A 12,010-nucleotide genomic window follows, 5' to 3' on the forward strand; every position below is an offset into this window, starting at 1 on the left:
GTTTCCAAAGTGAACCTTGAGGAGGAAACGATGAAACGACGCCACTTCATGACCGGCGCCGCCGCCCTGGCCGCCGCCGGGGCAGTGCCGCCCGTGCTGGCCGCCCCGCCGTCGCCTGCCGGCGGTGTCTATTATACCCAGGACCTGCCGGGTCGCTGGAAAGGCAAGGAGGCCGGCCATGTGCCGCGGATGGAGGTGCTGGGGCGGGTCGGCGGCCTCCATATCCAGGTGACCACCGCCCACCCGATGGACGGTTGCCGTCATTACATCGTCAAGCACGTGGTTCTCGACGGCAAATACCGCTTCCTGGACGAGCACGTCTTCGACCCGGAAAAGGACAAGGTGCCGGTGTCCGAATTCAACCTGGGCACCTACCGGGGGCAGATCTACCTGCTCAGCATGTGCAATCTGCACGACGTCTGGCTGGCGACCTACCGGGTCTGACCCGCCCCTCCATTGCTTTTCCGAGAGGTTGGGAAGACACTTCCCAGCCCTCCTCCCGCAGGCAGGGACGCGGCGGTCTATACTTCTCCTGAAGCAATTTTTTCGGGAGTAAGAAATGAGACACGCCTATCGCCTGAGCGGATGGTGGCTGCTGGCGCTGCTGGTTCTGGCCGTGCCGGCCTGGGCCGGGGACGACGAGGAGGAGGGGGAGAAGGCGGCCCCGGAGATCGAATATCTGGCCCTGCAGCCGAAGCTGATCGTCAACCTGGCCGGCCGCCGCCACTATCTGAGCGCCGATGTGCAGCTGATGATCAAGGGCAAGGACAACAAGGAGCGGATCCAGAAGCACACGCCGCTGATCCGTCATGCCCTGATCATGCTGTTCAGCGGTCTGCCGCCGGAGCAGGTCGCCGACATTTCCCAGCGCGAGCAGCTGCGGGAGAAGGCGCTGACGGAAATCCGCAAACTGCTCGACACCTATTCCGACAGCGACGGCCTCAAGGACGTGTTTTTCACCGAATTTCTGGTGCAATGAGGCTATAATCTTGCCGGGCAGTCACGCCTGAAGGGAGGAAACCATGCCGTATCTGCGTATCGAGACCAACGTCGAGCTGGATGACGCCAAGACCGACCACTTGCTGTCCGCCGCCTCCAAGGCGATCGCGGCGGAGCTGGGCAAGCCGGAACGCTACGTGATGGTGCAGGCGACCGGCGGGGCGGCGCTGATGTTCGACGCCAGCCGGGAACCGGCCGCCTATGTGGAGCTGAAGAGCATCGGCCTGCCGGAAGGCCAGACCCAGCCGCTGTCGCGCTTTTTGTGCGTCTTTCTGGAAAAGGAGCTGGGAATCGCGCCGGACCGGGTCTATATCGAGTTCATCGACATTCCCCGGAAATTCTGGGGCTGGAACGGCGGGACGTTCTAAAGCGGGGAAGGAAAGGGCCGGTCGCGACCGGCCCTTTGCGGCTCAGTGCCAGCCGCCGTACTGCTTGGTCAGGTCGCCCTTGAAGCCGGTCGAGGAGCGTTTGCCTCCCTGGCTGGGGCGCATGTTGATCGCCGCCCCGGCCGCCTTGGCGATGTTCTCCGGGGTCAGGCCCCCGAGCTGGCGGGCGGATTTCACCACCAGATCGGTGTAGGGGCTGATGTCCTGTTCCACCGCCTGATTGCTGGTGACCACCGCCAGCAGTTGTTTGTCGTTGGGCAGCTTGGCCACCAGCAGCAGGGGATAGGGAGCGGTGGCGGGGAGGGTGATTTCGAAGCGGCCGCTGGCGTCGGCATCCGCGGTCGCCAACAGACGGCCTTCCTCGTCGGTCGCCTCGATCACCGCCAGCGGCACCGGGCCGTTGTCGTCGCTGACCAGCCCTTTGATGGTTACAGGACCCCGGCCGGTGACGCTGCCGCTGTCCTCGCTGCAGCCGCCGAGCGCCAGCCCCAGGATGAAAATCAGCCAGAAAAACGGTTTCATGGTCGTCACCTCTTCAGGAAGTCATTGGGATGCCTGTTTGCGTTTCTGCCGCTCTTCGTAGGCTTTGCGCTGTTCCGGGGTCGCTTCGGTCTGATATTTGGCCTTCCATTCCGCGTACGGCATGCCGTAGATCCGCTCCCTTGCGGTTTCGTAGTCCAGTTCGACGCCCCGGGCCTCGGCCTCGGCCTTCAGCCACTTGGCCAGACAGTTGCGGCAGAAGTCGGCGGTGATCATCAGCTCGATGTTCTGCACCTCCGGATGACTGCGCAAATGTTCGACCAGGCGGCGGAAGGCGGCCGCTTCGATTTCGGTCTGGAGTCGTTCGTCCATCATGGTTTTCCGGGGAGGTTGGTTCGGAAGATCCATTGTTGCACAGGGGAAGGGGACAGGATAGCATAGCCGGATCGGATCAATTCAGATAGCTGTATGCGGATAGACCGGTTTTTTCACGCTCCCGTACCGCATAACGCAGGCCGGAACCCGGTTCCCGTCAGGGCGGTCGAAGCGGTGCGGCCGGTTCCTCAGGAGGACTTGCGCCGTCCGCTGAGCGAATTCGTTCAGCGGTCCGGCGCTGCCTTGACCGATTTGCCCACCGACCGGCGGGTACGTCAGGCGCTCGAGGCTTATCTGAGCCATAGCGCGCCGGAAACCGCAGCGGCAACCTTGTTCGGCGTGGACGTTTACGTATGAAGTTATTGTTCGATTTTTTCCCCATCATTCTGTTCTTCGTCGCCTACAAGATCGAAGGCATCTATGCCGCCACGGTGGTGGCCATCGCCGCCACTTTCGTCCAGGTGGGCTGGATGTGGCTGCGCCACCGTCGGGTCGAAACCATGCATCTGGTCACCCTGGCGCTGATCGTGGTCTTCGGGGGGGCGACCCTGTATCTCCACGACGAGCAGTTCATCAAGTGGAAGCCCACGGTGATCAACTGGCTCTTCGGCATCGCTTTTCTCGCCAGCCAGTTCTTCGGCGACAAACCCTTCATCCAGCGGATGATGGCCGGCAACATCGAACTGCCGCGGCCGGTCTGGTACCGGCTCAATCTCAGCTGGGCGCTGTTCTTCCTGTTTCTGGGGGCGGTCAATCTGGTGGTGGTCTATACCTTCGACACCGACACCTGGGTCAATTTCAAACTGTTCGGGATGCTGGGGCTGACCCTGGCCTTCGTCATACTGCAGGCGGCTTTCCTGTCCCGTTATCTGCCCGAACCGGAATCAGAACAGGAATGACCATGCTGTACGCCATCCTTGCCGAGGACGCCCCCGGCACCCTGGGGTTGCGCCGCGAGAACCGTCCCGCCCATCTGCAACGCCTGGAAGCGCTGCAGGCGGAAGGCCGTCTGCTGCTGGCCGGACCCCATCCCGCCATCGACAGCCCCGATCCGGGGGAGGCCGGTTTCAGCGGCAGCCTGATCGTGGCGGAATTTCCCAGTCTGGAAGCGGCCCGGGCGTGGGCCGAAGCCGATCCTTATCACAAGGCGGGCGTCTATGCCCGCGTCATCGTTAAACCCTTCCTGCAGGTATTTCCAAGATGAGCGATCGCGTCGCGCGGATCAAGGACCGTTTGCAACAGACCCTCTCTCCGCAACATCTGGAGCTTGTGGACGCCAGCGCCGCCCACGCCGGCCACGCCCAGGCGGGCGGCGCCGGGCATTTCTATCTCACCATCGTCTCCGCGGCTTTCGCCGGCAAGGGGCCGGTCCAGCGCCATCAGCTGGTCTATCAGGCGCTTGGGGACATGATGCAGAGCGAAATCCACGCCCTCAGCATCCAGGCCTACACCCCCGAAGAATTTGCAACCAAAGGATGAAATCCATGAAGAAAACGCTACTTTTCACCGCCCTCTCTTTCGCCATGCTGAGCGGCTGCAACGCCGGCGGCAACAAAGCTTCCGAGGGTCTGTCCCTGGCGCCGGTGGACGAAAAGGACATCGTCGCCACCGTCAACGGCCGTCCGATCTCGCGCCAGGAGCTCGACTACATCAAGGCGGAAATCACCCGCGGCAATCCCCATGCCAAGATCAACATCCCGGAAGATAAATTGGTCGAGGAGCTGGTCAACCGCGAACTGCTGCGCCAGGAAGCGGTTCAGAAACAGCTGCCCCGTCAGCCGGATGTGGCCACCCGAATCCGCTATACCGAGCGGGCGGTGCTGTCCCAGGCCGGCGCCCAGGAATACCTGAAACAGCATCCTGTCACCGAGGAACAGATCAAGGCCGAATACGACCGCCTGGTGGGGGCGATGAAACAGCAGGAATTCAAGGCCCGCCACATCCTGGTCAAGAGCAAGGAAGAAGCCGAGGAAATCATCAAGCAGCTGGACCAGGGCAAGGATTTCGCCGAGCTGGCCAAGCAGTACTCCATCGGTCCCTCGGCCAAGAACGGCGGCGACCTGGGCTGGTTCGTGCCGCAGCGCATGGTCAAGCCTTTCGCCGATGCGGTGGTTGCGCTCAAGGACGGGGAATACACCAAAGAACCGGTGCAGACCCGCTTCGGCTGGCACGTGATCCTGCGGGAACAGTCCCGGGCCAAGACTCCGCCCCCTTACGAACAGGTCAAGCCGCAGATCGAGCAGATGCTCAAGCGCAAGCTGATCCAGCAGCACATTCAGGAACTCAAACAGAAGGCGGACATCCAGCTGAAAACCGCCGCGCAGGAGGCCGCCCCGGCGCCCCAGCCGGCCGAAACCGCAACGCCCTGAATCTGGGGATTCCAAAAGCTTGGAAAGGCGCCGTCAGGCGCCTTTCTTCTATCCGGCCGCCTTGTGTTCGAGCCGGGTCAGAACCCCGCCGCTTTCCACCTGGTTGCGGCCTTCGCGCTTGGCGACGTAAAGGGCCTGGTCGGCGAGTTCCAACAGGCGCATGAGATCTTCCTTGCCCACCGGAGAAACCAATTCGGGATCGTATTCCGCCACTCCGATGGAAAGGGTGAGGGAAACCGTATTCTGATTGTGGTCGACGATCTCCAGGTTCTCGATGCGCTGGCGGATGCGCTCGGCCACCTCGATGCCCCGTTCGAGGTTCGCGCCTGGCAGCAGAGCGACGAACTCCTCCCCGCCATAGCGGGCCAGGACGTCGTTGCTGCGCAGCTGGGTGCGGATCTGCTGGGCTACCTCCGCCAGCACTAGATCGCCGGTCTGGTGGCCGTAGGTGTCGTTGATTTTCTTGAAATGGTCGATGTCGAGGAACAGGCAGGTCAGCGGTTCGCGGGTACGCTGGGCGCGATCGATCTCCTCGCTCAGGCGCTGTTCGAAGAAGCGGCGGTTGTTGACGCCGGTGAGGGTGTCGATCAGGCTGGTGCGGCGCAGCAGCTCGAAATTGAGGGTGTTTTCCAGGCACACCGACAGCACCGAGCGCAGCCGGTCGAGGAAATCGGTCGCCATGCCGTAGCTGAAACGGTCCGCCTCGTCGCTGCCCAGGTTGAGGCTGCCGAGCAGCTGGCCGCGCCGCCCCAGCGGCAGCAGCGCGATGCTGGCGGGGCACTCGCCGGAAAACAGATGGCGGTGGCGGGCTTTGCAATCCCCCAGATAAGGACGGAAGGTGCGGCCGAACCAGTCCTTGAGCGGGTTTTCCTCCGCCACCAGGATCAGTCCTGGCAGTTTTTCCGGTTGCAGGCCGTCTTCCATCAGGAACTGGCGCAATTCCCCCTTGCGGTCGATCAGGGTCAGGCTGACGTGGGCCAGGTCGAACACCGCCCGGGTGTCGGCCAGGACGTGCTCGACCAGTTCGCGCAGGGAGTTGAGGGCGAGCAACTCGGTTTCCAGGGTGTGAAAGCGGTGGAGCTTGTCGTCGTTCTGGCGGATGCGTTCGATCATCCGGTCGAGATGGCTCTGCAGGATGCAGAGTTCGGTCTGCAGGGCTTCGATCTCCGTCACCGGATCCACCTGGCTCATCAGGAATACCTTTTCAGCAAGTCGAGAAACGCGTTTTCGTCGAGGATTTCCACCCCCAGCTGGCGGGCCTTGTCCAGCTTGGAGCCGGGATTTTCCCCCACCACCACATAATCGGTCTTCTTCGATACGGAATTGCTCACCTTGGCACCGAGGGCCTCGACCCGGCGTTTGGCTTCCTCGCGGGTCATGGCGGCGAGGGTGCCGGTGAAGACGAAAGTCTTGCCCGCCAACGGTTTGGGTTTTTCCGCAGGCGCGCCTTCCTCCCAATGGACGCCGGCACGGCGCAGGCGTTCGATGACCTCGCGGTTGTGGGGTTGGCGGAAGAAGGTAACGATGTGGCGGGCGACGACCGGGCCGATGCCGGGAATCCGGGCCAGCTCCTCTTCGCCGGCGTTCATGATCCGTTCCAGGGAGCCGAAATGTTCGGCAAGCAGCTGGGCGGTTACCTCCCCCACTTCACGGATCCCCAAGGCATAGAGAAAGCGGGGCAGGGTAGTGTGCTTGCTGCGTTCGATGGCTTTCAGCAGGTTCTGCGCCGATTTCGGCCCCATACGTTCCAGCTGGATCAGTTGGTCGAAGGTGAGATCGTAAAGGTCGGCGACATCCTTGACCAGTCCCTTGTCCACCAGCTGATCGATGAGTTTCTCCCCTAGCCCTTCGATGTCCATCGCCTCGCGGGAGGCGAAGTGTTTGATCGAGGCCTTGAGCTGGGCGGGACAGTAGAGCCCGCCGCTGCAGCGCAGGATGACGCCGCCGGGATCGGCGACCACCTCGGCGCCGCATACCGGGCAATGGGTCGGGGGTTGAACCGGTTTGGCATCCGGCGGCCGTTTCTCCAGGATGACCTTGACCACTTCCGGAATCACCTCGCCGGCGCGGCGCACCAGGACCGTGTCGCCGACACGGACGTCCTTGCGTTTGACCTCCTCGAAATTGTGCAACGAGGCGCTCGACACCGTCACCCCGCCCACCTGCACAGGTTTGAGCTTGGCCACCGGGGTCAGCACCCCGGTGCGTCCCACCTGGACCTCGATGGCCTCCACCACCGTGGTGGCTTCGTGGGCGGGGAACTTGTGGGCGATAGCCCAGCGCGGGGCGCGGGCGGTGTAGCCGAGCAGGCGCTGCCAGTCGAAACGGTCCACCTTGTAGACCACGCCGTCGGCCTCATAAGGGAGCGACTCGCGTCTGGCGAGCATGCGGCGGTAGTAGTCGAGACAGCCCGTCACCGCTTCGACCACCTCGCGTTCGGGCGCGACCGGCACGCCCCAGTCCTGGAACCGGTCCAGCAGTTCGTGATGGGTCTTGGGCAACTGATCTTCGGGGAAGATGCCGTAGCCGTAGGCGAAAAAATCCAGGGGGCGGCGGGCGGTGATCCTGGGATCGAGCTGGCGCAGGCTGCCGGCGGCGGCGTTGCGGGGATTGGCGAAGACCTTTTCCCCGTGCTTCAGGGCCCATTCGTTGAGCTTCTTGAAGCCCTCGATGGACATGAACACCTCGCCGCGGACCTCGAAACGCTCCGGCCAGCCACTGCCGCGCAGGCGCAGCGGGATGGAGCGGATGGTGCGGACATTGGCGGTCACATCCTCGCCGGTGTAGCCGTCGCCGCGGCTGGCGGCCCGGGTCAGGCTGCCGTGCTCGTAGAGGATGGACACGGCCAGGCCGTCGAGCTTAGGCTCGCAGGAATAGATGACCTGTTCCACCCCCAGACGCTCGCGCACCCGGCGGTCGAAGTCGATGACGTCCTCGTCGCTGAAGGCGTTGTCCAGCGACAGCATCGGCACTTCGTGGCGCACCGGGGCGAAGGCTTCCGAGGGCGGAGCGCCGATGCGCTGGGTGGGGGAGTCGGGGGTGATCAGCTCGGGATACTGTGCCTCCAGACGCCGCAGCTCCGCCATCAGGGCGTCGTATTCGGCATCGGAGATGACCGGTTCGTCGAGGACGTAATAGCGGTAGTTGTGGTATTCGATCTCGCGGCGCAGCTGTTCGACCCGCCTGCGGATCTCCTCCGGGACCGCCACTCAGGCTTCCCCTCTGAGCTGGCGGCGCCACTGGGCCAGGCGTACCGCGGTGAGCGGCTGGCGGCGGTCGTCCCATTCGCTGCCGCCGAGGCGCTGGGCGAGGGCGTGGCAGGTTTTCACCATGATCTCGAAGCTTTCCAGGGGGCGCTTGAGCAGGGGAGGCTGCATGAACAGGGTCACACCGGGGGTGTGGAATTCCTCCATCCGTTCGATGGGAAAGGTGCCGGGCTTGACCAGGCTGGCGAGGCTGAACAGGGTTTCGCCGCCACGGCGGTAGTGGAAGATTTCCATCTCGCCGTATTCGAGGCCGAGGTCGGTCAGCGCCTGCAGCAGTTCCGGACCCCGGAACGGCTGATTTTTGGGGGCGGCGATGCTGAGCTGGATGACTTCCGGCAGATCGGGTGGTGGCGGCGTTTCGTCCGCCGGTTCCGCGGCGGCTTCCGCCTCGGCCTGCTCGGCGTCGGCCACGTCCACGTCGGGGGTGAGGTTTTCCTCCGCCGGGTTGAGGGAGACGGCGTCGATCTCGTCCACTTCAAAATCGTTCTCCGGCAAAGCCCGGTCCAGGGTTTCGAAGGTGTCCTTCAGTTCGCGGCGGCGTTTCTTCCAGGAGTCCCACAGGAAGACGCCCACCAGCAGCAGCACGCCGGCGACGGCGAGCACGATGCGCAAGGTGGTCTTGTCCAGCGATTCCATCTCCACTCCCCTCTAGGCCGCCATTTCGGCCGCGCGTTTAAGATCCACGGAGACGATGCGCGACACCCCGGGCTCGCGCATGGTGACGCCGATGAGCTGGTCGGCGATCTCCATGGTGATTTTATTATGGGTGATGAACAGGAATTGTACCCGCTCCGCCATGGATTGCAGAAGCTGACAGAAGCGACCTACGTTGGCATCGTCCAGCGGGGCGTCCACCTCGTCGAGAATGCAGAAGGGGGCGGGATTGAGCTCGAAGAAGGAAAACACCAGGGCGACGGCGGTCAGGGCCTTCTCGCCGCCGGAGAGAAGATGGATGGAGCTGTTGCGCTTGCCCGGCGGCCGGGCGACGATGCGCACCCCGGCTTCGAGCGGGTCGTCCCCGGTCAGCTCCAGCCGCGCCTCGCCGCCGCCGAACAGGGCGGGAAAACGCTGGCGGAAATGACCGTCCACAGCGGTGAAGGTCTCCCCAAAGCGGGTCCGGGTTTCGCGGTCGATGGTGCGGATCGCCTTCTCCAGCAGAGCCAGGGCGGCTTCCAGATCCTGATACTGGCTGTCGATGAAGTCCAGCCGTTCCCGATGGGTTTTGTGTTCCTCGATGGCGGCCAGGTTGACGTCCCCCAGGCGGTCCTGATCCCGTTCCAGCTGCTTGAGGCGCTGCTGCCACACGGCCGGATCGGCCTCGGGCGGCAGGGTCTCCAGCAGGGGTGCCAGCTCGACATCCGCGTCGGTCACTTGCGCGCGGGCGGCGTCGAAACGCACCCGCGCCGCCTCGGCCGCCAGACGGGCCTGCTCCACCTGCTGACGGGCCTGGTCGCGGGCCTGTTCCTGCTGGCGGCGCCGGCCTTCCAGGGTCCGCAAGGTTTCCACGGCCTGTTCCAGTTCCCGCCGGCAGGCGGCCAGCGCCGCCTCCAGTTCCGGACGGCGGGCGCGCAACGCCTCCAGTTGCTCGTGGGCACGGGCGAGGGGTTCGGCCTCCGCGTCCTGGCGCGCTTCGGCCTCGGCCAGGCGCTGGGACAGTTCCCGGCATTGCCGGTCGCCGCGCTGTAGTTGCCCGGCCAGCAGGTCGGCGGTGCGCTTGGCGTGTTCCAGCGCGGCTTCCAGCCGGGTGACCTGTTCGCGGCTATGACGGGCCTGGGCGGCAGCGGTCTCGTGGTGCTGGCGGCAACGGTCGAGCCGGGCCTCGTGGCCTTGGATCTGATCGGTCAGTTCGGTGGTCTGTTGGTGCAGGGTGGCGATCCGGCGGTCCAGGGAGGCCAGTTTGGCGTCGATCCGGCTGCTTTCCCGTTCGGTTTCCTGACGTTCGCGCGCCAGTTGTTCCAGGCGCTGGCCGGTTTCCCGGTGCTGGCGCTGGGCAGCCTGGTGTTCGGCCTGCAACCGGGCCAGGGCGGCGTGTTGGTCGCGTTCGCGGGCCTGCAGGGTTTCCTGCTGCCGGGTGTGGGTTTGCAGGGTTTCCTGCAGCCGGGTCAGTTCGGCCTGAACGCTGCGGTGCTGACGCTGCAGCCGGCCCAGGCGGTCGCGCAGCTCGCGCAGGGTCTTCTGCCGCGCCAGCACCCCGGCCTCCTCGTCGGCGGGGCGGGGGAGGTGGCAGTGATCGGGACCGACTTGTTCGCCGGCCGGGGTGATCCAGCATTCGTGAGGGGCGAGGCGGTCGCGCCGGGCCAGGGCGGTGGCGAGGTCTGCGCAGCAGCGGAAGCGGTTCAGGAAGGCGGGCACCGGGCCCTTGAGGATTTTGGCCGCCAGGGTGTCTGGCTGCGGGGGGGCGGCGGTCGCGGTGGCCAGCAGGGAAAGGCTGGCCGGCGGCGTCTCCGGCGGCATCGGCAGGCTTTCATGGCACAGGGCCTCGAGCCAGTGGCCGAGCGCGGCCTCCAGCGCCTGTTCCCACCCCGGTTCCACCTCCAGGGTTTCCCCCAGCCGGGGCAGTTCCTGCCAGCCCTGGCGGGTCAGCCAGTCCTGCAGCGCTTTTTGATCCTTGCCCAGGGCGTGGCGTTGCAGGGTTTCCAGGGCGCTGATGCGGCCCTGAATGCGGTGGCTTTCACGTTCCAGCCGGGCCAGTTCCCGGCGCTGCTGTTCCCGCTGCTGCTCGAGAGACTGGATTTCGGCTGCCAGCTGCGCCAGTTGCTGGCGGCACTGGCGGTGGGCGCTCTGGGCCTGGTCGAGGCGCTGCTGCCAGGCGGCGGCATCGAAGCGGCCCTGGGCCTGTTCCAGTGCTTCGCGCTGGGCATCGAGTTGCTGCAGGCGCTTTTGCAGCTGGGCCTGCTGGCGCTGCAGGTGCCCGGTTTCGGATTCCGCCAGCTGCGCTTCGTGCCGGTATTGGCGTTGCCGGTCGCGCAACTGAGCGAAGCGGCGGCGGGCTTCCTGCCATTCGGCTTCGGTCTGACGCTGACGCTCGGTATCGGCGTGGGCCTGCTTCCGGGCTTCTTCCAGCTCGGTTTCCAGCTGGTGGCGCTGGCGAGCCAGTTCCTCCAGCTGCTGGCGGTCCTGCGCCAGGGCGGCGCGGGTGCGCTCCAGTTCCCGGCGCCATTCTTCCAGGGTCTGGCGGCGCTGGGCCTTTTTTTCCTCCAGATGCTTGACCGTCTGCTCGCTGTGGCCGATGTCGGCGTCCAGCTGGTACCGTTTGGCCTGCCATTGCTGCAATTGCTTCTCCAGCCGATCGACCCGCTCCCGGGCGGCGCTGGCTTCGGCTTCGGCCTGCCGCCAGGCGGCCTCGTGCTGCTTCAGGTCGCGCTCCCTTTCGGCCAGCCGGGCCTGGGTGCGGCGGTATTCGTCGTCGGCCACGCGCCACTGCAGGGCCAGAAGCTGATGCTGGCAGATGTGGATCTGGCGCGCCAGGTCGCGGAACTTCTCCGCCTTTTTGGCCTGACGGGCGAGGCGGTTGACCTGGGTCTGCAGTTCGGCGCGGACGTCGGCGACCCGTTCCAGGTTGGCGCGGGTGTGCTCCAGCTTCAGTTCGGTCTCGCGGCGCCTTTCCTTGTACTTGGACAGTCCTGCGGCCTCTTCGATGAACAGGCGCAGGTCGTCGGGTCTGGCTTCGATGAAGCGCGACACCATGCCCTGTTCGATGATGGCGTAGCTGCGCGGCCCCAGGCCGGTGCCCAGGAACAGGTCCATGATGTCGCGGCGGCGGCAGCGGCTGCCGTTGAGAAAATACTGGGACTGGCCCTCACGGGACACTTGGCGTTTGACCGAAATCTGGGCGTAGTTGGCGCACTCGCCCCCGGCGCGGCCGTCACTGTTGTCGAAGATCAGCTCCACCGTCGCCAGCGAGGCCGGCGCCCGCCCGGCGGCGCCGTTGAAGACGACGTCGCTCATGGCGCTGCCTCTTAGGTGTTTGGCCGAGCTTTCGCCGATGACGAAACGCACCGCGTCGATGAGGTTGGACTTGCCGCAGCCGTTGGGGCCGACGATGCCGATCAGCCGCCCCGGCAGGACGAGGGTGGTGGGATCGACGAAGGATTTGAAGCCGGCCAGTCTGATCTTTTCCAGGCGCATGGAATGG

14 protein-coding genes are annotated in these 12,010 nt (G+C 65.0%); 8 read left to right on the forward strand and 6 right to left on the reverse strand.

The window, feature by feature from the left end; genetic code table 11:
• Positions 1-30 precede the first annotated feature (30 nt).
• The 3 genes from MCIT9_RS04060 to MCIT9_RS04070 all read left to right on the forward strand — a co-directional run bounded on the left by MCIT9_RS04060 (position 31) and on the right by MCIT9_RS04070 (position 1,367).
• On the forward strand, positions 31-444 hold the full coding sequence (locus MCIT9_RS04060; RefSeq protein ID WP_317706136.1) for a desulfoferrodoxin family protein: 414 nt from the start codon (positions 31-33) through the stop codon (positions 442-444).
• Between the two features lie 115 nt (positions 445-559).
• Positions 560-979, forward strand: coding sequence for a flagellar basal body-associated FliL family protein (locus MCIT9_RS04065; protein WP_317706137.1), 420 nt, complete (start codon positions 560-562; stop codon positions 977-979).
• Between the two features lie 43 nt (positions 980-1,022).
• The gene (locus MCIT9_RS04070; protein WP_317706138.1) at positions 1,023-1,367 is read left to right on the forward strand and encodes a phenylpyruvate tautomerase MIF-related protein; all 345 of its coding nucleotides are present in this window, start codon (positions 1,023-1,025) and stop codon (positions 1,365-1,367) included.
• A 42-nt stretch (positions 1,368-1,409) separates the two neighbouring features.
• Here MCIT9_RS04070 and MCIT9_RS04075 read toward each other — a convergent pair whose 3' ends face one another.
• Both MCIT9_RS04075 and MCIT9_RS04080 read right to left on the reverse strand, forming a co-directional pair.
• The gene (locus tag MCIT9_RS04075) at positions 1,410-1,907 is read right to left on the reverse strand and encodes a carboxypeptidase-like regulatory domain-containing protein (protein WP_317706139.1); all 498 of its coding nucleotides are present in this window, start codon (positions 1,905-1,907) and stop codon (positions 1,410-1,412) included.
• A gap of 21 nt (positions 1,908-1,928) precedes the next feature.
• The gene (locus MCIT9_RS04080; protein WP_317706694.1) at positions 1,929-2,237 is read right to left on the reverse strand and encodes a DUF1244 domain-containing protein; all 309 of its coding nucleotides are present in this window, start codon (positions 2,235-2,237) and stop codon (positions 1,929-1,931) included.
• Positions 2,238-2,438: 201 nt separating this feature from the next.
• Between MCIT9_RS04080 and MCIT9_RS04085 the strand changes: the two genes are divergently transcribed.
• From MCIT9_RS04085 to MCIT9_RS04105, 5 genes are read left to right on the forward strand one after another with little or no spacing between them, the layout of a single operon-like run.
• Positions 2,439-2,597 carry a hypothetical protein gene (locus MCIT9_RS04085; protein ID WP_317706140.1) on the forward strand — a complete coding sequence of 53 codons (159 nt, stop codon included), beginning with the start codon at positions 2,439-2,441 and terminating at the stop codon, positions 2,595-2,597.
• Positions 2,594-3,139 carry a septation protein A gene (locus tag MCIT9_RS04090; RefSeq protein ID WP_317706141.1) on the forward strand — a complete coding sequence of 182 codons (546 nt, stop codon included), beginning with the start codon at positions 2,594-2,596 and terminating at the stop codon, positions 3,137-3,139. Before MCIT9_RS04085 ends, MCIT9_RS04090 begins: the two co-directional genes overlap by 4 nt.
• A 2-nt stretch (positions 3,140-3,141) precedes the next feature.
• Entirely contained in the window at positions 3,142-3,444 is a 303-nt protein-coding gene (locus MCIT9_RS04095) for a YciI family protein (RefSeq protein ID WP_317706142.1), read from the forward strand.
• On the forward strand, positions 3,441-3,719 hold the full coding sequence (locus MCIT9_RS04100; RefSeq protein WP_317706143.1) for a BolA family protein: 279 nt from the start codon (positions 3,441-3,443) through the stop codon (positions 3,717-3,719). Before MCIT9_RS04095 ends, MCIT9_RS04100 begins: the two co-directional genes overlap by 4 nt.
• 5 nt (positions 3,720-3,724) lie before the next feature.
• Entirely contained in the window at positions 3,725-4,609 is an 885-nt protein-coding gene (locus tag MCIT9_RS04105; protein WP_317706144.1) for a peptidylprolyl isomerase, read from the forward strand.
• Positions 4,610-4,657: 48 nt separating this feature from the next.
• Here MCIT9_RS04105 and MCIT9_RS04110 read toward each other — a convergent pair whose 3' ends face one another.
• From MCIT9_RS04110 to smc, 4 genes are read right to left on the reverse strand one after another with little or no spacing between them, the layout of a single operon-like run.
• Entirely contained in the window at positions 4,658-5,800 is a 1,143-nt protein-coding gene (locus MCIT9_RS04110) for a GGDEF domain-containing protein (protein ID WP_317706145.1), read from the reverse strand.
• Positions 5,800-7,818: an NAD-dependent DNA ligase LigA gene (gene ligA / locus MCIT9_RS04115; RefSeq protein ID WP_317706146.1), complete on the reverse strand. Its 2,019-nt coding sequence runs from the start codon at positions 7,816-7,818 to the stop codon at positions 5,800-5,802. Before ligA ends, MCIT9_RS04110 begins: the two co-directional genes overlap by 1 nt.
• Entirely contained in the window at positions 7,819-8,511 is a 693-nt protein-coding gene (gene zipA / locus MCIT9_RS04120) for a cell division protein ZipA (protein WP_317706147.1), read from the reverse strand.
• Between the two features lie 12 nt (positions 8,512-8,523).
• Positions 8,524-12,003 (reverse strand): chromosome segregation protein SMC, encoded by a 3,480-nt coding sequence (smc, locus tag MCIT9_RS04125; RefSeq protein ID WP_317706148.1) that lies wholly within the window; start codon positions 12,001-12,003, stop codon positions 8,524-8,526.
• Positions 12,004-12,010 lie beyond the last annotated feature (7 nt).

Source organism: Methylomarinovum caldicuralii (assembly GCF_033126985.1).
Lineage (GTDB): Bacteria > Pseudomonadota > Gammaproteobacteria > Methylococcales > Methylothermaceae > Methylohalobius > Methylohalobius caldicuralii.